General features: G+C 66.6%; 18 protein-coding genes. 11 read left to right on the forward strand and 7 right to left on the reverse strand.

Going from position 1 to position 26,473, the window contains the following annotated elements; translation table 11 throughout:
• Positions 1–98: 98 nt before the first annotated feature.
• From edd to NTCA1_RS08355, 4 genes are read left to right on the forward strand one after another with little or no spacing between them, the layout of a single operon-like run.
• The gene (edd, locus tag NTCA1_RS08340) at positions 99–1,913 is read left to right on the forward strand and encodes a phosphogluconate dehydratase (RefSeq protein ID WP_159829973.1); all 1,815 of its coding nucleotides are present in this window, start codon (positions 99–101) and stop codon (positions 1,911–1,913) included.
• Between the two features lie 8 nt (positions 1,914–1,921).
• Positions 1,922–2,914 carry a glucokinase gene (locus tag NTCA1_RS08345; protein ID WP_159829975.1) on the forward strand — a complete coding sequence of 331 codons (993 nt, stop codon included), beginning with the start codon at positions 1,922–1,924 and terminating at the stop codon, positions 2,912–2,914.
• Positions 2,911–3,537 carry a bifunctional 4-hydroxy-2-oxoglutarate aldolase/2-dehydro-3-deoxy-phosphogluconate aldolase gene (gene eda / locus NTCA1_RS08350; RefSeq protein ID WP_086490142.1) on the forward strand — a complete coding sequence of 209 codons (627 nt, stop codon included), beginning with the start codon at positions 2,911–2,913 and terminating at the stop codon, positions 3,535–3,537. Before NTCA1_RS08345 ends, eda begins: the two co-directional genes overlap by 4 nt.
• Before the next feature lie 38 nt (positions 3,538–3,575).
• Positions 3,576–6,362 carry a phosphoenolpyruvate carboxylase gene (locus NTCA1_RS08355; protein ID WP_374705170.1) on the forward strand — a complete coding sequence of 929 codons (2,787 nt, stop codon included), beginning with the start codon at positions 3,576–3,578 and terminating at the stop codon, positions 6,360–6,362.
• Positions 6,363–7,302: 940 nt separating this feature from the next.
• Here NTCA1_RS08355 and NTCA1_RS08360 read toward each other — a convergent pair.
• Both NTCA1_RS08360 and NTCA1_RS08365 read right to left on the reverse strand, forming a co-directional pair.
• The gene (locus tag NTCA1_RS08360; protein WP_086490144.1) at positions 7,303–8,610 is read right to left on the reverse strand and encodes a glycoside hydrolase family 130 protein; all 1,308 of its coding nucleotides are present in this window, start codon (positions 8,608–8,610) and stop codon (positions 7,303–7,305) included.
• Positions 8,582–10,963, reverse strand: a complete 2,382-nt coding sequence (locus NTCA1_RS08365; protein WP_236549182.1) for a glycosyltransferase family 4 protein — start codon at positions 10,961–10,963, stop codon at positions 8,582–8,584. The genes NTCA1_RS08360 and NTCA1_RS08365 overlap by 29 nt, the downstream gene beginning before the upstream one ends.
• A 429-nt stretch (positions 10,964–11,392) precedes the next feature.
• Here NTCA1_RS08365 and NTCA1_RS08370 point away from each other — a divergent pair, with 429 nt between their 5' ends.
• From NTCA1_RS08370 to NTCA1_RS08395, 6 genes are all read left to right on the forward strand, one after another.
• Positions 11,393–12,442 (forward strand): 2-oxoadipate dioxygenase/decarboxylase family protein, encoded by a 1,050-nt coding sequence (locus NTCA1_RS08370; RefSeq protein ID WP_159829979.1) that lies wholly within the window; start codon positions 11,393–11,395, stop codon positions 12,440–12,442.
• The gene (gene astD / locus NTCA1_RS08375; protein WP_159829981.1) at positions 12,439–13,857 is read left to right on the forward strand and encodes a succinylglutamate-semialdehyde dehydrogenase; all 1,419 of its coding nucleotides are present in this window, start codon (positions 12,439–12,441) and stop codon (positions 13,855–13,857) included. The genes NTCA1_RS08370 and astD overlap by 4 nt, the downstream gene beginning before the upstream one ends.
• On the forward strand, positions 13,854–15,074 hold the full coding sequence (locus tag NTCA1_RS08380) for a hydrolase (protein ID WP_159829983.1): 1,221 nt from the start codon (positions 13,854–13,856) through the stop codon (positions 15,072–15,074). Before astD ends, NTCA1_RS08380 begins: the two co-directional genes overlap by 4 nt.
• Positions 15,071–16,090, forward strand: a complete 1,020-nt coding sequence (locus NTCA1_RS08385; RefSeq protein ID WP_086490148.1) for an arginine N-succinyltransferase — start codon at positions 15,071–15,073, stop codon at positions 16,088–16,090. Before NTCA1_RS08380 ends, NTCA1_RS08385 begins: the two co-directional genes overlap by 4 nt.
• Positions 16,091–16,319: 229 nt before the next feature.
• Positions 16,320–17,021: an HAD family phosphatase gene (locus tag NTCA1_RS08390; RefSeq protein WP_086490268.1), complete on the forward strand. Its 702-nt coding sequence runs from the start codon at positions 16,320–16,322 to the stop codon at positions 17,019–17,021.
• Positions 17,022–17,105: 84 nt separating this feature from the next.
• Complete coding sequence (locus NTCA1_RS08395) at positions 17,106–17,306, forward strand: hypothetical protein (RefSeq protein ID WP_054439302.1); 201 nt, start codon at positions 17,106–17,108, stop codon at positions 17,304–17,306.
• 3 nt (positions 17,307–17,309) lie between these two features.
• Here the strand turns inward: NTCA1_RS08395 and maiA are convergent, their stop codons facing one another.
• The 4 genes from maiA to phhA form a co-directional block, all read right to left on the reverse strand.
• Positions 17,310–17,948 carry a maleylacetoacetate isomerase gene (maiA, locus tag NTCA1_RS08400; protein WP_159830155.1) on the reverse strand — a complete coding sequence of 213 codons (639 nt, stop codon included), beginning with the start codon at positions 17,946–17,948 and terminating at the stop codon, positions 17,310–17,312.
• Positions 17,945–18,529: a VOC family protein gene (locus NTCA1_RS08405; RefSeq protein WP_159829985.1), complete on the reverse strand. Its 585-nt coding sequence runs from the start codon at positions 18,527–18,529 to the stop codon at positions 17,945–17,947. The genes maiA and NTCA1_RS08405 overlap by 4 nt, the downstream gene beginning before the upstream one ends.
• 158 nt (positions 18,530–18,687) lie before the next feature.
• On the reverse strand, positions 18,688–19,824 hold the full coding sequence (gene hppD, locus NTCA1_RS08410) for a 4-hydroxyphenylpyruvate dioxygenase (protein ID WP_159829987.1): 1,137 nt from the start codon (positions 19,822–19,824) through the stop codon (positions 18,688–18,690).
• A complete protein-coding gene (gene phhA / locus NTCA1_RS08415) occupies positions 19,821–20,690 on the reverse strand; it encodes a phenylalanine 4-monooxygenase (protein ID WP_159829989.1) in 870 nt (289 codons plus the stop codon). Before phhA ends, hppD begins: the two co-directional genes overlap by 4 nt.
• Positions 20,691–20,797: 107 nt before the next feature.
• On the opposite strand from phhA, the gene NTCA1_RS08420 reads away from it, so the two are divergent.
• Positions 20,798–21,259 carry an Lrp/AsnC family transcriptional regulator gene (locus NTCA1_RS08420; protein ID WP_086490153.1) on the forward strand — a complete coding sequence of 154 codons (462 nt, stop codon included), beginning with the start codon at positions 20,798–20,800 and terminating at the stop codon, positions 21,257–21,259.
• 231 nt (positions 21,260–21,490) lie between these two features.
• Here the strand turns inward: NTCA1_RS08420 and NTCA1_RS08425 are convergent, their stop codons facing one another.
• Positions 21,491–26,230, reverse strand: coding sequence for an NAD-glutamate dehydrogenase domain-containing protein (locus tag NTCA1_RS08425; RefSeq protein ID WP_159829991.1), 4,740 nt, complete (start codon positions 26,228–26,230; stop codon positions 21,491–21,493).
• Positions 26,231–26,473: the final 243 nt, after the last annotated feature.

A 26,473-nucleotide genomic window follows, 5' to 3' on the forward strand; every position in this document is an offset into this window, starting at 1 on the left:
TTACCTGAAAGCCTTCAAGCCTCGCCCGGGAGATCCCGGTGCGGCGGCTTCGGGAGGCTGAGACAAAAAAGACAGACGGAAAGTGCAGGAGTAACCCCATGAGCAACCTCAGCCCGGTGGTCGCCCGCGTGACCGATCGCATCATCGAACGGTCCAAGCCCAGCCGCGAACGCTATCTCGCCATGGTCGAGCGTGAAGCCGGCCGCCATTCCGACCGCTCGTTCCTTTCGTGCTCCAACCTCGCCCACGGTTTTGCGGCGAGCGGCGAGGACAAGCCCGCCATCGCCACCGGCAAGGCGATCAACGTCGGCATTGTCACCGCCTATAACGACATGCTTTCGGCGCATCAGCCCTATGGCCGCTATCCCGAGCAGATGAAGCTCTATGCCCGCGAAGTGGGCGCCACGGCACAAGTCGCGGGCGGCGTGCCCGCCATGTGCGACGGCGTGACGCAGGGCTTCGACGGCATGGAACTCTCGCTGTTCAGCCGCGACACCATCGCCCTCTCCACTGCCGTCTCGCTGAGCCACGCGATGTACGACGGCATGACCCTGCTGGGCATCTGCGACAAGATCGTGCCCGGCCTGGTCATGGGCGCGCTGCGCTTCGGCCACCTGCCTGCCGTGTTCATCCCCTCCGGCCCGATGCCGAGCGGCATCTCCAACAAGGAGAAGCAGAAGGTCCGCCAGCTCTATGCCGAGGGCAAGGTCGGGCGCGAGGAACTGCTGGCCAGCGAAAGCGCAAGCTATCACTCGGCGGGCACCTGCACCTTCTATGGCACTGCCAACTCCAACCAGATGATGATGGAGATGATGGGTCTGCACATGCCCGGCGCCGCTTTCGTGCCGCCCGGCACCTCGCTGCGCCAGGCCGTGACCCGCGCCGCCGTCCACCGTGTGACCGAGATGACCCGCAAGGGCGACGATTTCCGCCCGATGGCGCATGTCGTGGACGAGAAGGCGATCGTCAATGCCATCGTCGGCCTCTTGGCCACCGGCGGCTCGACCAACCATGCCATCCACCTGCCCGCCATGGCCCGCTGCGCCGGCATCCATATCGACTGGCAGGACTTCGACGAGCTTTCGGCCGCCGTGCCGCTGATCACCCGCGTCTATCCCAACGGTTCGGGCGACGTGAACCACTTCCATGCCGCCGGCGGCATGGGCTGGGTGGTGCGCGAACTGCTCGACGCAGGCCTTGCGCATGAGGACATCCTCACCGTCTCCAAGGGCGGCATGCGCGCCTATGCCACCGAGCCGACGCTGGACGAAGGCGAACTCAAGTGGAAGCCCGCCCCTGCCGTCAGCGGCGACGACACCATGCTGAGCACGGTGGCCAAGCCCTTCCTGCCCGACGGCGGTATGCGCCTCGTCTCGGGCAACGTCGGCCGCGCCACGTTCAAGACCAGCGCGGTCGATCAGGAACGCTGGACCATCGAGGCCCCCTGCCGCGTGTTCGAGACGCAGGAAGGCGTCATCAATGCCTTCAAGGCGGGCGAGCTGGACCGCGATGTCGTGGTGGTCGTGCGCCATCAGGGCCCACGCGCCAACGGCATGCCCGAACTCCACAAGCTGACCCCGCCGCTCGGCGTCCTTCAGGATCGCGGTTTCAAGGTCGCGCTGGTCACCGACGGCCGCATGTCGGGCGCCTCGGGCAAGGTTCCGGCGGCGATCCACGTCACCCCGGAAGCGCTGGCCGATGGCCCGATCGCCTATCTGCAGGATGGCGACATCGTGCGCCTCTCGGCCGAGGACGGCACGCTTTCGACCACCGCCGATCTCTCCGGCCGCACGCCCGCGCCGCTGCCCGCGCCTGCCGAAGGCATGGGCCGCGAACTCTTCGCGATGTTCCGCATGAATGCGGGCGGCGCCGAACAGGGCGGTTCCTCGATGCTGGAGGTCGCTGGCCTGTGAGCGGTTCCGTGAGCACTGAACTCGTAGCCGTCGATATCGGCGGCACCCATGCCCGTTTCGCCCTCGCCTCGGTGGACGATCAGGGCCAGATCACGCTGGACGAACCGGTCACCCTGCACACCAGCGACCACGGCAGCTTCCAGCTCGCCTGGCAAGCCTTCCGCGAGCGCAAGGGCGGCACGCTGCCCGATGCCATCTCGATCGCGATCGCGGGCCCGGTCGGCGGTGATGTGATCCGTTTCACCAACAACCCGTGGATCATTCGCCCGGCGATGATCCCCGAGAAGATGGGCGTATCACGCTATACCGTAGTCAACGACTTCGCGGCGGTTGCCTATGCCGTGGCGCTCGCGCCCGACGACCAGTTCCTGCATCTGGCCGGGCCGGACGTGCCCTTGCCCCGCTCGGGCACGCTCAGCGTCCTCGGGCCGGGCACCGGCCTCGGCGTCGCGCACTTGTGGCGTAACGGACTGCCCCACGGCAAGGGCGGCTTCTACCATGTGCAGGCGACCGAAGGCGGCCATACCGACTATGCGCCGCTGGACCTGATCGAGGACGCGATCCTCGCCCGCCTGCGCAAGCGCCACAACCGCGTCTCTACCGAGCGCGTCGTCTCCGGCCCCGCCATCGTCGACATCTACCAGACGCTCGCCGCCATGGAGACCCGCGCGGTGCATGACGTGACCGACGTGGAGATCTGGACCGCCGGCACCAATCATTCCGACCCGCTGGCCGCCGCCGCCGTCGATCGTTTCTGCCTCGCGCTCGGCAGCGCGGCGGGCGACTGCGCGCTGGCCCACGGCGCCAGCGGCGTCGTGATCGCGGGCGGCCTCGGCTACCGCATCCGCGAAACCATTCTTGCCTCGGGCTTTGCCGAGCGTTTCTGCGCCAAGGGCCGCTTTGCGGGCATGATGGCACAGATGCCCGTCAAGCTTATCACCCATCCGCAGCCCGGCCTGTTCGGCGCGGCTGCCGCCTATGTCAGGGAGCACGTCCAATGAGCAGCCCGTCCGAAGCCGTCGAAAAGGTCATGCGTCTTGCCCCGGTGATCCCGGTGCTGGTGATCGAGGATATCGAGCACGCCCTGCCGATCGCCGAAGCGCTCGTGGCCGGAGGCCTGCCCGCGCTGGAAGTGACGCTGCGCACCGAATGCGCGATCGAGGCGATCAAGGTGATGAAGCAGGTTCCCGGCGCCGTGGTCGGCGCGGGCACCGTACTTTCGCCGGACGACCTCAAGCGCTCGATCGATGCGGGCGCCGAATTCATCGTCTCGCCCGGCCTCACCCCGATGCTGGCCGAAGCCGCCTACAAGTCGCAGATCCCCTTCCTGCCCGGCACCGCCAATGCCAGCGACGTGATGTTCGCGCTGGAATGCGGGTTCGACCGCCTGAAGTTCTTCCCCGCCATGGCGGCGGGCGGTCCCTCGGCGCTGAAGGCGATCGCCGCGCCGCTGTTCAAGGCGAAGTTCTGCCCCACCGGCGGCGTCACCCCTGAAAACGCGCCTGAATGGCTGGGCCTCGACGCGGTGCTCTGCGTCGGCGGCAGCTGGATGGTGCCCAAGGGCAAGCCGGACGTGGCAAAGATCGAGGCGGCCGCCCGCGCCGCTGCGGGGCTCGCACGGTGAGCCGGGCGGCGCTGACCACGGCCCAGGCGGGATCGCCGCTGACAACAGTCGAGGATCTCGACCGCCGGCTTCAGGAACTTCACGTCCTGACCGCCCAGACGCCGACCTACAACCCGGTGTTCCAGCTCGGCCTCGAACTGTCGCGCAAGCTGGAGACCGGCGAGATGAGCCTCGATCACATCGAGGCTCTCGTCGCCGAGATGGAGTGCGAGGGCCTGCGCGCCCGCGCCGCCCGTCTCGACCGGCTGCTCGCCCCGACCGGCCTAGCCGAGAACGACGCGCGGATCGACGCCGTCGCGGCGGGAGACAAGGCGGAAGGCGACGACTTTTCCGCCTTCGCGGTCCGCTGGCAGCGCCCCGCCGCCCATGTCGTGTTCACCGCGCACCCCACTTTCCTGCTCTCCTCCGCCCAGAGCGAGGCGGTAACCGCCGCCGCCTCCAACGGCGATCTCAGCGTCGCCTCGGTCTGCGTCGCCTCGCCCGAACGCGACCAGATCACGCTCGACTACGAGCACGACAAGGCCATGGAAGCGATCGCGCGCGGCCAGAAGGCCCGCGACCGCATCAATGCCCGCCTCTTCGACATCGCCGCCGCCCGCTGGCCCAAGCGCTGGAAGGGCCTCTCGCCGATGCCGGTGCGCTTCGCATCCTGGGTCGGCTACGACATGGACGGCCGCACCGACATCGGCTGGTCCACCTCGATCCGCTACCGCCTGGAGGAAAAGGCCCTTCGCCTCGCAGGCTATGCGCAGAGCCTGGCGCAGGCCGCCCCCGACATCGCGGGCAAGCTGGAACGCGCCGCCGCGCTGACGCAGGACATGGTCCGCCGCTTCGCCGCCGATCTCTCCTCGCCCGAAGCCCTGTCCGAAGCCGCCAATGCCCTCACCGCCGAGCATCCCGACCGGCTGATCAGCCTCGAAAGCACGATCGCCGCGCTCGAGGAAGAAGCGCGCCATGCGGACCAGGATATTGCCCGCACCCTGCTCGTCACCGCCGCGGCCATGCGCGCCGACGGCCTGGGCATGGGCTGGATCCACTTCCGGGTAAATTCCTCGCAGCTCCAGAACGCGATCCGCCAGCGCATCGACCCGGAAGGCAAGCTCAGCCTTGCCAGCCAGGCCGCGCTCGTGCGCATGCGCGAGCTGCTGGCCGAAGTCACGCCGCTGAAGTCCAACTTCGCCGCGCTCGCCATCGAGAATTCCACGGCGATCCGCCAGTTCCTGGCAATGGCGCAGATCCTCGCCCATATCGACGCAGATGCCCCGATCCGCATGCTCGTGGCCGAGTGCGAGGAGCCGACGACGATCCTGGCCGCGCTCTATTTCGCGCGCATGTTCGGGATCGACGACAAGGTGGACGTCTCCCCCCTGTTCGAGACGGAAAGCGCGCTGGAACACGGCGGCCGATTCGTCGATGCCGTGCTGGCCGAGCCCGCCTACCGCGAATATGCCCGCAAGCGCGGCCGCGTCTCGATCCAGACCGGCTTCTCCGACGCGGGCCGCTTCGTGGGCCAGGTGCCCGCAGCGCTCGCCATCGAGCGCCTCCAGGGCCGCCTTTCCGAAGCCATGGTGGCCAACGGTTTGACCGACGTTTCGGCGCTGATCTTCAATACCCACGGCGAATCGATGGGCCGCGGCGCCCATCCATCCAGCCTCCAGGACCGCTTCCAGTGGCCGATGTCGCCCTGGGCCCGCCGCCGTTTCCTGCGCGCGGGCATCCGGCTGGAACCCGAAGTCTCGTTCCAGGGCGGTGACGGCTATCTCTGGTTCGGCTCCGACGAACTGGCCCTCGCCACGCTCACCCGCATGGCCGAAATGCCGCTCTGGGGTGCCGATACCGATGCGCCGACCGACTTGTTCTATCGCCGCACCGACCTCAGCCTCGACTTCTACCGCGCGATCCGCGGCGTGCAGCACGAGCATCTGGAATCGGCCACCTACAGCCGCGCCATCACCGCCTTCGGGCTGGGCCTGCTGAACGATACCGGCAGCCGCAAGTCGCGCCGCCAGTCCGACCTTGCGGCGGACCGTTCGATGAGCCTGCGCCAGATCCGCGCGATCCCGCACAATGCGATCCTCCAGCAGCTCGGCTATCCGGTCAACGTGATCGCGGGGATCGGCACCGCATCGGACGGCAACCGCGAGGAAGTGGCGGGCCTCCTGCGCGACAGCGAGCGCGGCCGGCAATTGCTGCGCCTGGCCCGGGCCGCCAATGCCCTGGCCTCGATCAAGACGGTGGCGGCCTATGGCGAGCTGTTCAATTCCGCCTACTGGGCCAGCCGCCCCTATCGCGGCGATGAACAGTACATCGCCGAGGCCTGCCTGAAGCTGGCGGAATACCTCACCAAGGACGACCGCACCGGCGTGTTCCGCCGCCTCGCCTCGCGCCTCAGGGTCGATGCGATGAAGCTGCACGTCCTGCTCGACCTCGTGCCCGACGAGGCCCCGCTGCCCGACCGCGAGCATACGCGCCGCAGCCTCGGCGTGCTGCAATCGCTGCGCATCGCCTTGTTCAAGCACATGTTCCTGCGGGTCGTCATGGTGCCGCCGTTCAGCCGCGCCAACGACATCAGCCAGGACGACGTGCTGGAGATGTTCTTCACCTTGCGCGTGGAAGACGGCCTCGCCCAGCTTCGCCGCGCCTTCCCCACCAGCTTCCCCTCGATCGACGACTTCAAGGTGGACTACCCCAGCGACTACCCGGATTCCAGCGCTACCGGCTATTCCCGCATCCACCGCGACTACATCGACCCGATCGCCCGCTCCTACGCCCTGTCCCTGCGCATCACCACCGCACTCGCCAACGAGTTCGGCGCGCACGGCTGACGGCCGAGAACGACAGCGGCCGCCCGACGGGCCGCCGCTGTCGTTCAGGAGACGGGTTGGGTAGGTTGGGAGGCCGGCTCTTTGCGGCGCCAAGCGGACTCGCCTTTATAGGCTTCGTCATCCTGAACTTGTTTCAGGATCCATCGGGCAGTTGGTGCCGACACGTCATGTCGCAAACCGCCATCTCGGTTTGCTGATCGAAAACCTGAGCTATCGGCTTGATGGACCCTGAGCCGAAGGCCAGCGCAGCTAAACAAGTTCAGGGTGACGAAGGTGTTGGGGGAGGCAGATTAACGTCTTGCCCGCCCTTCACCCTACGCCGCTCAGGCTGAGCTTGTCGAAGCCCGCCCGCAACGCCAGAGCATCAGCCAACCGACCCATAGCGCCACGCCTCGGGGCCTTCGACAGGCTCAGGCTGAGCGGTTGGGGAGGTCAGCTTTGGGATGGTCAGAGGACGGTTTGGTTTCGGCCATTCCATGTCCATAAGCGGATAATCAGAAAACAGAGCGATAAAACCAGAAAGGTGCATGCTCCTCCAATGGCCCAGTTCGAGCTGTATGGAATTTTGTGGCCTAACCAAGCAAACAGATGGGCCGATATGACAACCGCCAAAGCTGGAAGTGTCATTCCCGAGAACCACCACACTAATTTAGCCTTCTCCAGAGCGTAGATCACGAGCAAGGGGGCGACTGCCGCGAAACCTAATGGATTACTCAAGTCATTAGTAAAAAAACTGACGACGTAGTACGACACACCCGAGATGAGCAAAAGCACAACCAATCGAGGCATATTGCTGTATTGTCGAGCTAGCAATCGGTCAGACATATGCCACATAATGGCAACTTGGGAGCAAGGTTGCAACTAAGCTCGATGTCCTCAATAGCGGCGATACACCCCTCACCCACCACCGCCCGATCTCGCCCTCAGCCCAAAACCACCGCTACGCCATCAGCCGCAGCAACGCCTCGATCTCGCATGTCGCGAAGCCCACGGTGCTGTCGGAGATGCCGTAAGGCAGCAGCAGCCGTTCGCCGACCTTGAGCGCGCCGCAAGTATAGACCACGTTGGGAACGTAGCCGGAGCGGTCGGCGTTTTCGGCGGTCAGGACCGGCTCCACCGTGCGCGCCAGCACTTTCGACGGGTCCTTGAGGTCGAGCAGCGCGCAACCGAGCGCGTACTTGCGCATGGCGCCGACGCCGTGGGTGAACAGAAGCCAGCCGTGCTCGGTGGGGATGGGGCTGCCGCAGTTGCCGATCTGGATGAATTCCCAGGGGTATTTCGGCTCCATCAGCAGGACGCCGTCGTCGTCCCAGGTGTCGAGCGTGTCCGAGCGCAGCAGGAACAGGTTCTTGCCGTCCTGCCGCCCGACCATGGTGAAACGGCCGTCGATCTTCTCGGGAAACAGCGCCATGCCCTTGTTGCGCCCCGCCCGGCCCCGGATCGGTTCGAGTTCGAAGGCCCGGAAATCGCGCGTGCGCAGCAGTTCGGAGCGGATCGAGGTGCCCGAATAGGCGGTGTAGGTGCCGATCCATTCGTAGTCGCCGCCGCCATGGTCGAACCGCACGAGCCGCAAATCCTCCAGGCCGCCGCGCTGCTGTTCGGTGATGGGGAAGATCACGGTGTTCGAGAGATTCGATTCCGCGTGGCGATGGACCCACACGGTCTCCTCGGAATCGACCTGTTCTTCCTCGTCGAGTTCCACCGATGTCGCGAAGGAAGCCTGCGGCCAGAGGCAGAACGTGCCGTCTGCCTCGGCGATGCCCTCGCGAAAGGCGATCGAACTGATGTGCCCTTCTCCCACGGCCCGCAGGCTCATGATGAAGCGCACGGAATCGCCCTGCATGCCCGACTGGTCGGGCGCGGGAACGATCGAGGGATTCATCAGCGCCGCTGCCGCGAACGTGTATTCGTGGCAGAAATAGGCACCGATCAGGCGCTGGCGGGTCTCGGAAAACTGCGCGGGATCGAGTTCCAGGTTCTTCGCCACTTCATCGAAGCGTTCGGCGAAGATCTTCTCGGTCTGCCAGTGACGCTCCTTGAAGTCCTTGAGGACCCGTTCGTACTCGGCCGCGACCTGCCCGTCGCTCAGTCCGGCGACATCCTCGACCAGGCGATAGGCCCGGCCGCCGGCGTTCTTGCCCTGCCAGCCGAGGTGGAACGGACGCAACACGACTCGCGCCGGGTCGGCGTAGAGGCGGGTTTCGAAGATATGAAGCGGTTCAGACCAGACGTTCTCGGGCCGATTCAAGCAATCCTCCTGCCAATGCTCCCCCACGTCCGAGCGGCGCCGAAACGGCAAGCTCGGCCAGAGCATAGTGCGAAAGTTGGAAGGCGAGAATGGATTCCGCGCCGCAATTGGCGTTTACGCCCCTCGGCGTAACCCCATCCCGGCAACGGCCCGTCGCAATATCGGCCAACACCGCCCCGCGATCGTTGCCGCCGAAGAACCAGCGCCACGCCGTTACCGCATGCTCCACCCAGAAAGCGCCGCGCGTCGCCGTCCAGGCGCTGCAGGCTGCCTCTATGGCGGCCTGCGCTTCAAGGGGCTGCTGATCGAAGGGCAGGTAGCCATGCGGCTTGCCGAAACTTTCCGAGCCGATCGGGCGGAACTGCCCGCGCGCCGAGACCTGCTGCATGCAGATCCATTCCAGCGTCTCCAGCCCCGCGCCGATCCAGGCTTCCTCTCCCAGCGCGGTGCCCGCCTCGACCAGGGCCTGCGGCAGGCGCGGATTGTCGTAACCGAGCACGGCCTCGAACCAGGCCCAGTCGGGACGGCGGCCGTCGCCCAGGAGGCGCATCAGGAAATCGCCGCCCTCGCGCACGCAGTCCAGCGCCACCTTGTTGCGCGGATCCCGCCGCAGGACCGCGCAGGCCCCGAGCATGGCGAAAGCCCGTGCCCGCGGCGCCTCGATATGGGTGAGACGCGGCAGCACGTCCTCGAACAGTTGAAGCGCCCATTCCGACAGGCTCTGGTCGGGCGCCCGCTCGTAAGTGCGGCCGAGGGACCAGATCGCGCGGCCGTTGGAATCCTCCGATCCCTCATCCTCGCACCAGCCCCGGTCGAAGCGCATGAAGTTGCGGAAGCGGCCGAGATCCGGGTTCCATGCGGATTGCACGAAGGCGGCATAGGCCAGGCTCCATTTCATCCGCTCCGCCACCGGCAGCCCCCGCGCCACGTTCATCAACATGAGCGCGCGGGCATTGTCGTCCAGGCAATAGCCGTGGCGCCGGTCGGGCACCACGCCGACCGAGTGCTGTAGCATGCCGGTGGCATCGCTCATCGCCAGAACGGCGGCTAGGCCGGGCGTCGCGGTGATCGGCGGGATCGCCGGTTGCGGCGCGCAGGCATCGGCAACCAGCCGCAGGCCCGCATCCGCAAAGCGCGGCCAGATCATCTCGCGTCCCCGCGCCCAGGCCCGACGCTGCATGGCGGCCAGGTCTGCCGGACGGTCGAACAGGGCGTTGACGGCCTCGGCGATGGCCTCGCTGGAACCGGGCTCGATCAGGCGGCCGATTTCCTCGCCCAGCAGCTCGCGGGCGTGGACATAGGGCGTGGAAACCACTGCTTTGCCAAGTGCCACCGCATAGCTGAGCGTGCCGGACGTCGATTGCTGCATGCCCAAGTAGGGCGTGAGATAGATGTCGCAGGCTTCGAGCTGGTCGAGCAGTTCATCCGTTTCCAGGAAGCGGTTTTCCCAGGCGATATGCGCGGATACGCCCAGCGTTTCGGCCAGTTCCTGCAATTCCTCGCGGTAGGCCTCACCCTCGTGCGCGACGAGATTGGGATGGGTGGCGCCAACGATGCGGTAGATCACTTCAGGATGGCGCTCCGCGATCAGCGGCAGCGCCCGGATCGCATGTTCCAGGCCCTTGCCCCGGCTGAGCAGACCGAATGTCGTCAACACCTTGCGGCCTTCCAGCCCGAGCTGCTCCTTGAAGGCGTCGTGTTGCCCGAACGGCCGGTCGGGCGCGCCATGCTCGATCACCTCGATGATACGGCCGGGCGCCTCGTAATCGCGTTCCAGCAACTCGCGCGAGTGCTGCGACATCACCATGATCCGCGAGGCGCGGGTCACCAGGTGGCGAAGGATGCGGCGCTGGTTGTCGGAGGGATCGCAAAGCACGGTGTGCAGCGTCAGCACCAGAGGGGCCGCCAGCCGGTCCACGAAGTCGACGACCATCTCGCCGTCCTCGCCGCCATAGATGCCGTATTCGTGCTGGAGCCATACCGCATCGACGCCCGCTTCGTTGATCTCGCGGGCCGCGCGGGCGTAATCGTCAGGATCGTTGCAAGTGATCGTACCGGCCACGTCGCGGTAGATCACATCCTGGGCCGGGTCCGCCAGGGCATGGACGTCCACCGCGATCTCGGGATGAAATTCGCCCAGCTTCTCGAAAATGTCCGTGGTGAACGTGGCGATGCCGCACTTGCGGGGCGCGAAGTTGCCGATCAATGCGATGTGGAGAGGAATGAGAACCGGAACGGCAGGTTCAGGTCGTTCGTTCGAAGGGACAACTTCGAATATCGAACGGACCGTATCGGAACCCGATTTCCCGCCGGGTTCTTCGCCGCAATAATGGTCACGAGGCATCAGGTTCATGCGCACCCCGCTCAAACTGGTGGAGAATGCTATTGAATGCCCCAGACTGCCATTAATATCCCGCTGCACTGCAATAAATTTCACATAACGCGGCCAACCGCCCGTCGCAAACGCCCTGTCGAGGCCGCGCTGCCGCTAAGTTCACATTTGTGCAGTTGCGAATCGGTTTGAAAATTCGCTGAAGGCGAATTTTGGCGGCACCAGCCCCAGTTGGATTCAGGCGCCCCCACCCGACCTCCCATCAGGATACACTAGTGGGAGGTCGGGTGGGGGCGTGGGCTGGCGCCGCAAGCTCGTCACGGATGAGACGAGCGCACTTAAAAAAGTATAGACAAAAAAGCACGCCTCTGTCCTGCCCACCATGGACTTGCTGCCTGCGCTTTCCTATGTCCGGGTAACGCGCAAACACAGAGAAACGACGGGAACACGATGCCCTCCGACTCCAGCCCTATCGCGATACAGGACCAGACCCTCGGCCGCCTCGTCTCGGCGGTTATCGGCAAGGATGCCGCAGGATCGGCCCTCAGCGTCCTCGCCATCGACCCCATCCTCTCGGAAACCGGCGCCCTCTCGGAAACCGGGGAAACCGTCTCCCGCGCCCAGGTGGCCATGGCGCTCAACGTCGCGCTCTTTGCCGATCTGCTCGACCGCGTGCCCACCGCCGCGCGCTATGTCCAGTCGCTGCGCGAGAGGGGCGAGACGATCGTTTTCGACCACGGCGCCTTGCGCACCATCGACGGAGAGACCGGCGTCCTGCCGCGCGGCTACGAAGGTTTCGGCCGTTTCCTGGCGCCGCTCGGCTATGAAGTCGGCGGGCTCTATCCGCTGCCCAAGCTCAGGATGACGGGCCGCGCCTATGTCCAGCGCGACCTGCCGGAGACGATCCCGCAGTTCTTCGTGTCCGAGCTTCATGTCGACCAACTCTCCGAACCCGCGCAGGTGGCTTGCGACAGCATCTTCGGCACCTCTGTCGACCCGCTGGGCGAAGCCGAATGGGCCGCGCTCGATGTGCTCTCTGCCAAGGGATCCTGCACGTTCGAGGAAGCGGTCACCGCACTCAGGGGCGCGCTCGCCTGCTTCGCGCGCCAGCATCAGCCGCCGGCCCTCGCCGATTACGAAGTGCTGCTGCCCGAAACCAAGGAAGGCGCCTGGATCGCCACCGAGGGCAATGCCTTCAACCATGCGACCACCCGCACCGCCAATGTCGTGGCGCTGGCCGAGGAACTCAAGGAAGACGGCTATCCGATGAAGCCCTCGGTGGAGATCTCGCAGAACGGCCGCGTGCGCCAGACCGCGATCCTTGCCGACAAGGTCGTCCGCCCGTTCCGCGAGGCCGACGGGGCCGAAGTGCCGCTGCCGGTGCCCGGCTCGTTCTACGAATTCATCACCCGCGACATCGACCCGGAGACCGGCAGGCTCGATCTCACTTTCGATTCCGGCAATGCCACCGGCATCTTCGCCGTGACGAGGGGCGCATGAGCGTGCTCAAGTCGTTCGATCCGGCCAGCGGCGCGCTGGTCTGGGAAGGCGAAACCGCCGATGCCGCCACGGTCGATGCCGCGCTGGAGCGTGCCCACGCCGCCTTTCCGGCCTGGGCCGCCCTGCCCGTAGCCGCCCGCGTCGAGGCGGTCGAACGGTACAAGGCCGTGCTGGAAACGCGCAAGGACGCGATCGCCGAAGTCATCTCGCGCGAGACCGGCAAACCGCTCTGGGAGACGCGCACCGAACTGGCCTCGATGATCGGCAAGGTCGGCATCTCGATCGCCGCGCAGGCCGAGCGCGCCGGGGAAAGGCAGCAGGACATGCCTTTCGGCAAGGCCGTACTGCGCCACCGCCCGCACGGGGTGATGGCGGTGCTGGGGCCGTTCAACTTCCCCGGCCACTTGCCCAACGGCCATATCGTTCCGGCCCTGCTGGCGGGCAATACGGTGGTCTTCAAACCCTCCGAAATGACCCCTGCGACCGGGCAGGCCATGGCCGACGCCTGGGTCCAGGCGGGCCTTCCCGAAGGCGTGTTCCAGATCGTCCACGGCGCGCGCGCCACGGGCGAGGCGCTGGTGGCGGGCCATATCGACGGGCTGCTGTTCACCGGCTCGGCGGGCGCGGGCGCGCATTTCCGGCGCATCTTCGCGGACCGGCCCGACGTGATCCTCGCACTCGAACTGGGCGGCAACAACCCGCTGGTCGTGTGGGACGGCGATCTCGAAGAGGCCGCCTCGGTGGTCGTGCAGTCGAGCTTCATCACCACCGGCCAGCGCTGCTCCTGCGCGCGCCGCCTGATCGTGCCGGACAATGACTTCGGCACCGCACTGGTCGATGCCGTCGCCGCCCTGGCCGACCGCGTGACGATCGGCGCATGGGACGAGACGCCGGAGCCCTGGTTCGGCCCGCTGATCTCGGCAGAGGCTGCCGATGCCGCAAAGGCGCGCTTTGCCGACCTTGCCCAGCGCGGCGCCGCGGTGATCCGCGCTTTCGAGGGCGTGGAAGGCCGCAGCGGCGCCTTCGTCACCCCCGGCATTCTCGACGTGACCGGCGTGGACGTGCCCGACGAGGAGATCTTCGCGCCGATCGTGCAAGTGACGCGCGTGCCCGATTTCGATGCCGCCATGGCCGCCGCCAATGCCACGCGCTTCGGCCTTTCGGCAGGCCTCGTCAGCGGTGACGACGCCTTGTGGGACCGCTTCGTGCTGGAAAGCCGCGCGGGCGTGGTCAACCGCAACCGCCCGACCACCGGGGCGGCGGGATCGATGCCGTTCGGCGGCCTTGGCGAAAGCGGCAACCACCGGCCGAGCGCCTATTACGCCGCCGACTATTGCGCCTACCCGGTCGCCAGTTTCGAGGCAGCCAGCGCCGAGGGCAACAGCGGCGCGCTGACGGGCAAGCTGCGCGGATGAGCGGGCTGACCGGCGAGGAGCGCGACCTGCTCGCGCCGGTCGAACGGGAACCGATCCTGGCCCACACGCTCGAATGGGCGGCCATCAACAGCGGCACCGCCAACATGCAAGGGCTGGCCGCCATGGCGGAGCGCCTTGCCGCCGCCTTCTCCGCGCTGCCGGGAGAGGTGCGGCTGGCCGATCCCGCGCCGGTCGAGAAAGTCGATGGCCAGGGCCGCCCCCGCGCGGTTCCCCACGGGCGGCACCTCGTGCTCTCGGTGCGGCCCGAGGCGGCGCGGCGGGTGATCCTGACCGGCCATATGGACACGGTCTACGCCGCCGATCACCCCTTCCAGACTTGCGACTGGCTGGACGCCAACACGCTGCACGGCCCCGGCACGGCGGACATGAAGGGCGGCCTTGCGGTAATGCTGGCAGGCCTTGCCGCTTATGAGCGCGCGAACTCGAAACTTGGCCCGGCGCTCGGCTACGATGTCCTGATCAACAGCGACGAGGAAACCGGATCGCTCTCCTCCGCCCCGCTGATCGCGGATCTGGCGAGAGGCAAGCTCGCGGCGCTGACGTACGAACCGGCCCTGCCCGGCGGCCAGATGGCACGGGCGCGGCCGGGTTCGGGCAACTACGCCGTCGTCGTCCACGGCCGCTCCGCCCATGCCGGGCGCAATCCCGAGGAAGGCCGCAACGCGGTGCTGGCCGCCGGAGACCTCGCCCTGCGGCTCGCCGCGATGCGCCGCCCCGGCCTCTCGGTGAATCCGGCCCGGATAGAGGGCGGCGCGCCGAACAATACGGTGCCGGACCTTGCCATCCTGCACTTCAACATGCGCCCCGGGACCAGCGAACTGGCTGCCGAGGCGCAGGCCTTCATCAAGGCCGCCGTCGCCGAAGTCTCGGCCGCGCACGAGGTTCACATGCACCTCCACGGCCAGGTCTCGCGCCCGCCCAAAGCCATTTCGCCCGCGACCGAGGCGCTCTACGGCGTGGTCAGCAAGGCCGCCGCCGACCTTGGCCAACCGATGAGCTGGAAGGACACCGGCGGCGTCTGCGACGGCAACAACATCGCCGCCTGCGGCGTTCCCGTACTCGACACCATGGGCGCGCTGGGCGGCGCCATCCACTCGCCGGACGAATTCCTGCTGGCCGATTCGCTCGATGCCCGCGCCCGCCTTACCGCCCTCGTCCTTCACAGGCTCGACCGCCACGGAGTTTTGCCCGCATGACGTTTCTCCTGCGCACCGCACAGGAAAAGGACCTCGAAGCGCTCTACCGCATGGCCAAGGGCACCGGCGGCGGCTTCACCAACCTGCCGCCCGACAAGCCGACGCTGGACGCCAAGCTGAAGCGCACGGCCAGGAGCTTCGCGCGCCAGAGCGACGAGATCGCCAACGACCTGTTCGTTTTCATCCTCGAAGACACCGAAACCGGCAAAGTGCGCGGCACCTGCCAGGCCTTCTCGCAAGTCGGCACGGAATTTCCGTTCTATTCCTATCGCCTCGGCCGGATCACCCAGCACTCGCAGGAGCTTGGCCGAACCTTCCGTGCCGAGATGCTGACGCTCTGCACCGATCTCGACGGCGCCAGCGAAGTGGGCGGGCTCTATCTGGACGCCACCGAGCGCTCGGCAGGCGTGGGCAAGTTGCTGGCGCGCAGCCGCTACCTCTTCATCAAGACCCACCGTTCGCGCTTCGGCGACACCACCTTGGCCGAACTGCGCGGCGCCATCGACGATGCCGGGAACTCGCCGTTCTGGGACGGGCTCGCGGGCCGCTTCTTCGACATGAGCTTCCGCGACGCCGACGAGTTCAATGCCAAGCACGGCAACCAGTTCATCGCCGATCTCATGCCCAAGCACCCGATCTACTGCGCGCTGCTCTCCGAAGCGGCACGGCAGGTCATGGGCCAGCCGCACTATTCGGGCCGCCCGGCCATGCGCATGCTGGAAAACGAGAACTTCGCATTCCAGAACTACGTCGACATCTTCGACGGCGGCCCGACGATGATCGCGAAGACCGACCAGATCCGCACCGTGCAGGAATCGCGCAGCGCCGTGATCGCCGCCATCACCAGGGCGGACGACGCGGAAGCCAGCCACCTCGTCGCCACCGGCCATCTCGCCGCTTTCCGTGCCTGCCTCGGCAAAGTCGATGCCGCTGACGGCGGCGTGACCCTGGACGCCGCCGCCGCGGCGCTGCTGGGCGTAGGGCCGGGGGATACGGTGACGTACGTCAATGCGTGAGGGCACCACGTCGTCCCGGACTTGATCCGGGACCGCTGGCCGTGACCGGCCCACGTTTAGGTAACGGGTTCTCACGCCAGTTTACGCCTAAAGAATTGCCAGCGGTCCCGGATCAAGTCCGGGACGACGTCTCCTCCTCATCATTCCCCCTCACCCTCACGACGTTTACTGCAACCGTTCTTCCGCCTTTTGCAATGGTCCCGCCATGACCAGCGCTCATATTGGAACCATGACCACTCTGCCCGATACGCTTCGCTCCGCCGTGCTGCCCGATCCGATCCGCGCGGCGATCTTCGACATGGACGGGACCCTGCTCGATACCGAAGCATTGCATGGGCAGGCTTTCGCCGTGACCGGCAAGGCGATGGGCTATCCGCTTCCCGCGACGCTCCAGCATTCGATGGTGGGCATCCACCGCGACGGTTCGCGCCGTCTGGTGGCCGATCACATGGGGCCGGACTTCCCGCTCGATCGTTTCTTCGACGAAAGCGACCTGGCCTTCACGGCCATGCTCGACGCGGGAATTCCCCTGCGCCCCGGCGCCGAGATCATCCTGGAGCATTTCGCGAAGGCCGGCGTGCCGATGGCGATCGCAACGTCGTCCGAGGCGCCCTATGCCCAGCAGCGGCTGGAGAAGGCCGGGCTGCTGCACTACTTCGATGTCGTGGTCACGCGAAACGACGTGACCCAGGCCAAGCCGCATCCCGAACCCTATCTCCTGGCCGCCAGCCGCCTCGGCATCGATCCCGCGCATTGCGTCGCCATCGAGGACAGCCCGGCAGGCGTGCGCTCGGCAACTTCGGCGGGGATCGCCACGGTCATGGTGCCCGATCTGCTGCCGGCCACCGAGGAACAGACGCTGCTCTGCGCGGAAGTACTGCCCAGTTTGCATGCGCTTCGGGATCTGCTGCTGGCGCCGGCCGAGGGCTGAACACCGTCGTCCCGGACGACGAGTGGTGCATAGTTCCGCTCACCCGCTGGACCCCGGAAAGCCCTCGCGGCTACGGGCGGGCGGATGAGCATCATCGCCACCATCATGAATTCGACCACCGGCCAACCCATCCAGAAGATGACTTTCGGCCGCATGCCCAAGCCCTGGGCCAGCTTCAACCTCGCCAGCGGCGAACTCGTCACCGCCGACCGCGTCCATGTCGGCAAGCCCGCGCCGGGCAAGTTCGCGGCGCCGGTCGAGGTCTGGGTGACCCCCAAGGCCTGATCTTCAACTCTCGGTTCTGTCCGGCTGCCGGTCGGGATGCGCGGCGATGAACGCCGGGTGCTCCCGGCAGGCCGCATCGATCCGCGTCAGGTGCGGATAAGCGGCAAGATCGCAGGAGAACCGCCGCGCATTGTAGAGCTGCGGTACCAGCACGCATTCGAACAGCCCCGGCGCATCGAACAGGAAATCCCGCGCCCCCCGTTCCGCCAGCCGCGCCTCGACGCCCTCGAAAGTGCGGGCGATCCAGTGGCGATACCAGGCATCGACCTCCTCCTGCCCATGGCCCAGATCGTTCTTCAGGTATTTCAGTACCGGCAGGTTGAGCGGGGCATGGAGTTCGGTGGCAATGGCCATGGCCAGTTCGCGCGAGGCGAAGCGGTCCTCGACATCGCGGGGGAGCAGCGGCCGATCGGGAAAGCTCTCGTCGAGCCATTCCAGGATCGCCATCGACTGGGCATGGATACGCCCGCCGATCTCCAGCGCCGGGACACCGCCGAAGGGGTTCAGGCGGCGGTATTCCGCGGAGCGCTGCTCCCCGCCGAGCAGGTTGATCGCAACCTGCTCGTATTCAAGCCCCTTGAGGGCCAAGGCGATGCGCAGGCGGTAACTCGTGGAGCTGCGCCAGTAGCCGTAGAGCTTCACGCGCTTGGTTCTGGGCAGCTCTCCGCCGCGATCTTCTCGTGCAGCCAGGCCGCATGGCGCGGCGCCTTCCTGGTGCGCGACCATTCCTCCAGCATGTCCTCGGCCACGGCCTTGAGCTGCGCCATCTGGCCGGAAGTGCCGAACTGCCAGGCCAGTTCCAGCCGGTGACCGTTGGGATCGAAGAAGTAGATAGACTTGAACACGCCGTGATGGACCGGGCCGACCACCGAAAGCCCGCGCGCTTCGGCACGTTCCTTCGCCGCCAGCAGGCCCTCCTCGCTCTCCACCTTGAAGGCGATGTGCTGGACCCAGGCCGGGGTCGCCTCGTCGCAGCCCATCTCGGGCGCGTTCGGCAGTTCGAAGAAGGCCAGCACGTTGCCGCCGCCGCAGTTGAGAAAGACATGCATGTAGGGGTCGGGCGCGCCGGTGGAGGGCACCTTGTCCTCGGCGATGGCGAGCATGAAATCCATGCCCATCACGTCGCGGTAGAAGTCCACCGTCTCCTTCGCGTCGCGGCAGCGGTAGGCGACGTGGTGGATGCCGCCCAGGATCGGGGCCGCTACGGTTGTCTGTTCAGTCATCTTCTCTCTCCGTAATCCCGAGGTGGTGTGCCGCTCGTGCTTCGACAAGCTCAGCATGAGCGGGGAGAGGTTGTCCCTCTTCTCTCCCGCCCAAAAAACCAGTTCCGCTCATCCTGAGCCTGTCGAAGGATCAATCACGAGCCTGCAACCCAAGCCGATTACTCGGCAGGCTCATCCACCCCTTCGACAGGGCTCAGGACAGGCTTCAACACCCCGCGCCGGATCTGGTCGCGCTCCATGCTTTCGAACAGCGCCTTGAAGTTGCCGTTGCCGAAGCCGTCGTCGCCTTTGCGCTGGATGAATTCGAAGAACACCGGCCCCACCCGCGCTTCGGCAAAGATCTGAAGCAGCAGGCGCGGCTGGCCGCCGTCCGTCGTGCCGTCGAGCAGGATGCCGCGCATCTTCAGTTCCTCGGCCGGTTCGCCGTGGCCGGGAAGGCGCTCGTCGAGCATCTCGTAGTAAGTCTCCGGCGGTGCGGTCATGAACGGCACGCCGAGCGCCTTGAGCTTGTCCCAGGCGCGGACGAGATCGTCGCAGATCAACGCGATATGCTGGATGCCCTCGCCGTTGAAGGCGCGCAGGAACTCGTCGATCTGGCCTTTTCCGCCTTCCGCTTCCTCGTTGAGCGGGATGCGGATCTTGCCGTCGGGCGCGGTGAGCGCCTTGGAGGTGAGGCCGGTATATTCGCCCTTGATGTCGAAGTAGCGGATCTCGCGGAAGTTGAAGAGCTTCTCGTAATAGTCCGCCCAATAGGCCATTCGGCCGCCGTAGACGTTGTGGGTCAGGTGGTCGATCAGGTCGAAGCCTGCACCCACCGGATGGCGATCGACGCCGGGCAGATAGTCGAAGTCGATGTCGTAGATCGACAGGGCGCCGTCTCCGTTACGCTCGTAGCGGTCGATCAGGTAGATGATCGAGTTGCCGATGCCGCGAATGCCGAGAAGGTGCAGCTCCATCGGGCCGGTCGCGACCTGCACCGGCTCGGCCGAGCGGGCGAGCAGTTCGGCATAGGCCGCGCGGGCGTCGCGCACGCGGAAGCCCATGCCGCAGGCGGAGGGGCCATGCTCGCGGCTGAAGTACCAGGCCGGGCTGTGCGGCTCGTAATTGGTGATGAAGTTGATCCCGCCCTGACGCCAGAGTTCCACGTCCTTCGAGCGGTGCCGGGCGATCCGGGTGAAGCCCATGGCTTCGAACACGGGCTCCAGCACACCCTTTTCCGGGGCCGAGAATTCGACGAATTCGAAACCGTCGAGTCCGATGGGATTGTCGAAGATATCGGACGCAGTCTGGGTCATGGGGTCAGTTCTCCGAAGGGGGTCTCGCCGGGAAGCAGGTCTCCGGCGGGAATGGGCGGCGCCTGGCGCCAGGTTTCGTAGACGGGGCCGAAATCCAGCCCGACAAGGTCCTCGATCAGCTGCGGCAGGCTTTCGAGGACGAAATAGGTCTTCTGGAACGCATCGATCATGTAGCCGGTGCGCATCACGCGGACGGCGTCGAACGGCAGGCGCAGGACCTCGGGATCTTCCAGCGAGAAACGAGTCTCGCCCGAGGAGGAGATGATCCCGGCACCGAAGACTTTCAGGCGGCCCAGACCATCGGCACTTTCCCGCACGAGCCCGAACTCGATGGTGTACCAGTAGATCCGCGCCAGCATGTCGAGCGCGTCCATCGCCATGGCCCGTGCCCCGGCCTTGCCGTAAAGCTCCAGGAAATCGGCGATCGTCGGGTCCAGCAGCATCGGCACATGGCCGAAGAAGTCGTGGAATATGTCCGGCTCGACCAGATAGTCGAGTTCGTGTTCCTCGCGCAGCCAGCGCGTCACCGGGAAGCGGCGATGGGCGAGGTGGTCGAAGAACACGGCATCGGGAATGAAACCGGGCACACCCACCAGCCGCCAGCCGGTCGCCGGTTCGAGAATGGCATTGGCATCTTCGAACCGCGGGATGCCATCGGCGCAGTCCAGCCTGGCCAGGCCCTCGCGAAACGCCGCGCAGGCGTGGGTCTCCACCAGCGCCGACTGCCGCGCATGGAGGCGGCGCCAGCGCGCGTGCATCTCCGGGGTATAGGCCTGCCAGTCCTGCCCGACCGTGTAATCGTCGGCGGCGCCTTCGTACTCTCCCCGAAGCTCGCTCGTTGATGTTTCGGTCGAGGGCTTCTTCATTCCGGCGAGATTATCACAAGGGCAGCGCCAGATTCATGCGATTGCGCGCGCCACCAGAGCCGATAAGAGTGGTTTCAACCAGGAACCGTGCTCAAGATAGGTGATTCATGCAGCTGGATCTGTTCGACCGCAAGATCATCGCCGCCCTGCAGGAGGACGCGCGCATGCCGGTAGCGCAAGTGGCGGAACGCACCGCGCTGTCCGCCACCCCGGTCAGCCGCCGTATCAAGCGGCTGGAGGATGACGGCGTGATCCTCGGCTACGCACCGGTGCTCGACCCGCGCAAGCTGGGCTTCGAACTGGAAGCCTATGTGCTGATCAACCTCAACGCCCATATCGACGAGAATATCACCCGCTTCGAACAGGCGATCCGCGACAACCCTTATGTCATCGCCTGTCATGCGGTGACCGGGGACATGGACTACCTCGTCCACATCATCGCGCGGGACGTGGAGCATCTCTCGCAAGTCACACTGAAAACGCTCGTGCGCATTCCCGGCGTGCGCGACGTGAAGTCCAGCATCGTGCTGGAGGCAATCAAGGAACCGCGCACGCTGCCGCTGGAATGAATGGCGGGGTCGGCTTGAACACGGCGAACCTATCCCATGCCTCATCGTCATCCTGAACTTGTTTCAGGATCCATCTCGCGGCCGAAACGGCCGGTCATTGGGAGAAATGGATCCTGAGCCGAAGGCCAGCGAAGCTAAACAAGTTCAGGATGACGAGGTGTTTTGGAGCCAGCGCGAGCGCCCCCAGTAATGGGGAACAGGGGCAACACACCCCTGCTCCCCTTTATACCCTTACCGCCCGAGCAGGTTGCGCGCCTGGCTGGCGATCTGTGCGAGCATGGCCGGGCTCAGCGGCGCGGTGTTTTCCGCGCGCTGGACCATGGCCCGGAAGGTCTGGATCGCGGCGATGTTCGCCCGGCCCCATTCTTCCGCAGCCGCCGCCGGATCGGACTTGCCCGCCTTGGTTCCGGCAAGGCGGCGCAGGAAGTCGAGCCGCATCTGCTGGAAATCGCGGGCGAGACCGGCGACGAGCAGGCGCTCCCACGGGTCCGAGGGGTTCATCACCGTGGCGCTGGCCTGTGCCCAGTCCAGGCCAAGACCGGCGCCGATCCGGGTGAAGGCCCCGACGAGCTGGCGCGGATCGATCCCGGTATCGGCAGCGAGCGCGGCAATGCCCACGGCACCGTCAAGGTCATAGAGATTGGCGACCATGCCCGCCTCCGCCTCGGGCGCGCCGAGTTCGAGAAGGCCGCTGCGCAGCTTGCGCGAGTGCGCGGCGATACGTTCGCCCAGCAGCTCGTGCGTGTCCACCGAAAGCGCCGCCACCGGCTTGCCGATCCGGGCGAGCACTTCCGAAGGCGGCATCTGCCCGGCCCCGGCGCGCAGCAGGTCGGCCATATGGCCGCGCACGACGCCCGCCGTGCGGTCGAACAGGGCAATGCGCGCATCTTCGGTCATCGGCGCCACTTCGAGCCGTTCCCAGAGCGCATCGAGATCGAAGAGCTGCACCGCCAACGCGAAAGCCGCGGCGACGTGGGCAAGGTCCGCGCCCTCTTCCTCGGCCAGTTCGAAGGGATGGACGATGCCCAGGCGGTTGACCACGCGGTTCGCCAGCTTGGTGGCGATGATCTCGCCCGCCAGGCGGTGCCCTTCGATAAAGCGCGCGTACTTCGCCTGCATCGGCTGCGGGAAAGCCGCCAAGAGCATCGGCTGGAGCGTGGCGTCGGCGGCCAGGTCGGACGCCTCGATCGCGGCCTGGAGCACCAGCTTGCCGCTGGAGAGCAGCACCGCCAGTTCGGGCCGGGTCAGCCCGCGCCCGTCCTGCGCCCGGCGGCCAAGCGATTCGTTGTCGGCCAGGCCCTCGGTCTTGCGATCGAGGTTGCCGCCTTCTTCCAGCGTTTCGATCAGGCGGACATGCGAAGGCATGGCGCTGGCCCCGCCGCGCTCGGCGATGGAAAGAGCCAGGGCCTGGAGGCGGTTGTCCTCCAGCACCAGTTCCGCCACTTCGTCGGTCATCTCGCGCAGCAGTTCGACGCGCTCTTCCTCGCTGAGCTTGTCGGCCCGCTTGGCGGCGGCCAGCGCGATCTTGATGTTGACCTCGTTATCCGAGCAGTCGACGCCCGCCGAATTGTCGATGAAGTCGGTGTTGATGCGCCCGCCCCTGGAGGCGAACTCGATCCGCGCGGCCTGGGTGACGCCGAGGTTGGCGCCTTCGCCGATCACCCGCACGCGCAGCTCGTTGGCGCTGACGCGCAGCGCGTCGTTGGCGGGATCGCCCACGGTCGCGTTGTTTTCGGCAGAGGCCTTCACGTAAGTGCCGATGCCGCCGAACCACAGCAGGTCCACAGGCGCCCAGAGAATCGCGGAGATCAGCGATTCGGGGTCGAGTTCGCTCGCCTCGATGCCGAGCGCGGCGCGCACTTCGTCGGTCAGCGGGATCGACTTGGACTTGCGCGAGAAGACACCGCCGCCCTTGGAGATCAGCGCCTTGTCGTAATCGTCCCAGCTGGAATGCGGCAGGTCGAACATGCGCCTGCGCTCGGCCCAGCTCTTGGCTGCGTCGGGATCGGGATCGAGGAAGATGTGGCGGTGGTCGAAGGCAGCGACCAGCTTGAGCGACTTCGACAGCAGCATGCCGTTGCCGAAGACGTCGCCCGACATGTCGCCGCAGCCGATCACGCGGACCGGGTCGCTCTGCACGTCCACGCCCATTTCCAGGAAGTGGCGCTGCACCGAAAGCCAGGCGCCGCGTGCGGTGATGCCCATGGCCTTGTGGTCGTAGCCGTTGGAGCCGCCGCTGGCGAAAGCGTCGTCCAGCCAGAAGTCGCGCGATTCGGCGATGCCGTTGGCGACGTCGGAGAACTTGGCCGTGCCCTTGTCCGCCGCGACCACGAAATAGGGGTCCTCACCGTCGAGGATCACCACGCTTTCGGGGTGGACCACCTTGTCCGCCACGATGTTGTCGGTGATCGACAGCAGGGTGCCGATGAAGACCTCGTAGCTGGCCTGCCCTTCGGCGGCCCATCCGGCGCGGTCGAGCGCGGGATCGGGCAGCTGCTTGGGATAGAAGCCGCCCTTGGCCCCGGTCGGCACGATCACCGCGTTCTTCACGCGCTGCGCTTTCATCAGGCCGAGGATCTCGGTGCGATAGTCGTCGCGGCGGTCGGACCAGCGCAGGCCCCCGCGCGCAACCGGCCCCGCGCGTAGGTGAATGCCCTCTACGCGGCGCGAATAGACGAAGATCTCGCGCCAGGGCAGCGGCTTCGGCAGGCCCGGAACGAGCGCCGAATCGAGCTTGAAGGCCAGTGCCACTTGCGCGGCCGGAGCGAAGGCATTGGTGCGCAGCATGGCCGCCACGACATCGCGGAAAGCGCGCAGCACGCGGTCATCGTTGATGGCGCTGACATTGGCCAGACCGGCGCGGATCGCCTCCTGCGCCTGTGCCTTGGCCTGGGCGCGGTCGCCCTTGAAGGCCGGGTCGTGGATCGCACGGAACAGATCGACGATGGCCAGCGTCACCGCAGGCGCGCCCAGCAGCGCGTCCACCACCGTGCCGATGCCGAAGTGCATGCCCGCCTGGCGCAAGTAGCGATACCAGGCACGCAGCCAGTTCGCCTCGCCCTTGGACAGGCCGAGGCCGGGGACGAGGCGGTTGAAGGGATCGTTCTCGCCCAGGTTGTTGAGCACGCCCGCCAGCGCGTCCTCGATCATCGGCGCCAGTTTGAGCACTTCGCGCACGTCGCTGCCCAGCGGCAGTGCCAGGGTGAAATCGTGGATCGTGCCGATCCGTCCCTTGTCGAGCGGGGTCGGCATTTCCGCAAGGACGCGGAAGCCGAAGTTCTCCAGCGCGGGCACGGCATCGGACAGCGGCAGGCTGCCTTCCGCCTGGTAGATCTTCAGATGAAGCTGCGACGTTTCGGCACTTTCATGCTGGTAGAGCCGCACGCCGCGGCTGCCGCGCGCTTCCGTTCCGGCATCGCCGACCACGAGGCTGCGCATGTGGCCGATGTCGATGGCCGCTTCGGCGGGGCCGTAATCGCTGCGGTAGGAAAGCGGGAAAGCCTCGGCATAGCGCACGGCGATGGCGGCGGCGCGGCCCGGTTCCAGCGACTGGGCCAGAGCGGCCTCCACCGCCTCGCCCCAGCCGCGCAGCATGACCTGCAGCCGGTGATCGAGCGCTTCCTCGTCCAGCGCCTGCGCGCCTTCGCGAATATCGAGCGTGTAGCGCAGCATCGCGAGATTGCCGGCCTCGACGCTCAGCGACCAGTCGAGCGTCGGGGCCTGGGCGGCCTCCTCGATCATGGCCTGGATGCGCTTGCGCATCTGGGTGGAAAGCGTGTCGCGGGCGATCCAGACGAAGGCGAACAAGTGGCGCGAAAGCGGCGAGGTGGTGACAACCAGGCGTGGGCGCGGACGATCGACCAGCGCGGTCATCGTCGTGGCCAGACGCTCCACGTCGGCCTCGCCGAAGCCGAGCACCAGATCGTGCGGCAGGCTGGTCATGGCATGGGCCAGCGCCTTGCCGGTGTGGCCGTTCGGATCGAACCCGAGCTTGCTGCCAAGCCCCGCCAGCAGGCGGCGCAGGCGCGGAACGCGGCCCGGCGCGGCGGCCAGCGCGGCGCTGGTCCACATGCCGGCATGAACCGAAAGCGCGGCCACCTTGCCGCCCTCGATCACCGGGACGAGGAAGAGATCCAGCGGCACGCGGCGATGGACGGTGGACACGACATTGGCCTTGATGACCATCGGCGCGCGCACTTCGCCTGCGGCAAGCTGGGCATCGAAGGCTTCGAAGGCGCGTTCGTAGCTGGCGTCCGACAGCAGGCCGCGCGCCTCGCGCTTGCAGATGCCGAGCTGGTCGGCCTGGCTGCCGTCGCGGCGGCGGGTGACGTGGCCGAGCTGGGTCAGCATGCCGCCCGCGAACCAGCGCAGCAGTTCGGCGCCTTCGGCATCCTCGATACGGTCGGCATCGCCGTCCATCGCGGCGACCATCTTCGGCCAGTCCGCAACGGCGGCGCGCACATCGGCCAGCGCGGTTTCGAGCGCGGCCTGAAGATCGCGGCGCTGGCGGGCATCGGCGCGGTCGGTCTCGATATAGATCATCGATTCGCGGGGCGCGGCTTCGCTCGCCTCTTCGGGCAGGCCGACGAGATTGCCCTCGCCGTCACGCTCGACCCGCACGACCGGGTGGGCGAGCCGGTCGATGACGAGACCCGCCTCGGCCACCACGGCGGCAACCGAGTCGACCAGGAAAGGCATGTCGTCGTTGACGATGGCGATGCGCAGGTAGCGGCGATCCTCGTTCTCCGAGGCGATCTCGATCACCGGCACACCCGCTTCGCGCCGGTCGGCAAGATCGAGCAGGACTTGCGCGGCTTCCTCTACCCAGGTCGCCCCGTCGGTCCCACCTACCGCGTCTCCGGGCAGCAGCGAATCCCGGATACGCCGGGCGATCGCAGGCTGCAGCGCGGAGGCCTTCCGGCCCGGCCTGGAACGAGTCTTGGGGGCGGCGGTCAGATCCTCTGCGCTCATTGCATTCTCCCGCAAATCAAAGGCAGGCGAGGCGTCGCAGTGCGCCTGCTGCCAGACGCCGAATATAGGACCGGTCGAGCGATCCGGTACCCGCCGCTTTCCCGTAATGCGAAAAAGTCGGCGAAAGAACCGTTTCCGCCACACTCAAGACGGTGCAGCGACCCGAGGCGACCGGCCGGTCTTTTCGGTGTGTTGCGGGAGTTGTAACGGCATTTCCCTGTCACGCAACATTCGTTTAACTGT

Source organism: Novosphingobium sp. TCA1 (assembly GCF_009811895.1).
GTDB lineage: Bacteria > Pseudomonadota > Alphaproteobacteria > Sphingomonadales > Sphingomonadaceae > Novosphingobium > Novosphingobium panipatense_A.

Excerpts from the sequence above, each read along its gene's own strand:
- edd (WP_159829973.1), top strand. The coding sequence starts at position 99 with ATGAGCAACCTCAGCCCGGTGGTCGCCCGCGTGACCGATCGCATCATC.
- eda (WP_086490142.1), top strand. The coding sequence starts at position 2,911 with ATGAGCAGCCCGTCCGAAGCCGTCGAAAAGGTCATGCGTCTTGCCCCG.
- NTCA1_RS08365 (WP_236549182.1), bottom strand. The coding sequence starts at position 10,963 with ATGAACCTGATGCCTCGTGACCATTATTGCGGCGAAGAACCCGGCGGG.
- NTCA1_RS08370 (WP_159829979.1), top strand. The coding sequence starts at position 11,393 with ATGCCCTCCGACTCCAGCCCTATCGCGATACAGGACCAGACCCTCGGC.
- astD (WP_159829981.1), top strand. The coding sequence starts at position 12,439 with ATGAGCGTGCTCAAGTCGTTCGATCCGGCCAGCGGCGCGCTGGTCTGG.
- NTCA1_RS08380 (WP_159829983.1), top strand. The coding sequence starts at position 13,854 with ATGAGCGGGCTGACCGGCGAGGAGCGCGACCTGCTCGCGCCGGTCGAA.
- NTCA1_RS08385 (WP_086490148.1), top strand. The coding sequence starts at position 15,071 with ATGACGTTTCTCCTGCGCACCGCACAGGAAAAGGACCTCGAAGCGCTC.
- NTCA1_RS08390 (WP_086490268.1), top strand. The coding sequence starts at position 16,320 with ATGACCACTCTGCCCGATACGCTTCGCTCCGCCGTGCTGCCCGATCCG.
- NTCA1_RS08395 (WP_054439302.1), top strand. The coding sequence starts at position 17,106 with ATGAGCATCATCGCCACCATCATGAATTCGACCACCGGCCAACCCATC.
- NTCA1_RS08405 (WP_159829985.1), bottom strand. The coding sequence starts at position 18,529 with ATGACTGAACAGACAACCGTAGCGGCCCCGATCCTGGGCGGCATCCAC.
- hppD (WP_159829987.1), bottom strand. The coding sequence starts at position 19,824 with ATGACCCAGACTGCGTCCGATATCTTCGACAATCCCATCGGACTCGAC.
- phhA (WP_159829989.1), bottom strand. The coding sequence starts at position 20,690 with ATGAAGAAGCCCTCGACCGAAACATCAACGAGCGAGCTTCGGGGAGAG.
- NTCA1_RS08420 (WP_086490153.1), top strand. The coding sequence starts at position 20,798 with ATGCAGCTGGATCTGTTCGACCGCAAGATCATCGCCGCCCTGCAGGAG.
- NTCA1_RS08425 (WP_159829991.1), bottom strand. The coding sequence starts at position 26,230 with ATGAGCGCAGAGGATCTGACCGCCGCCCCCAAGACTCGTTCCAGGCCG.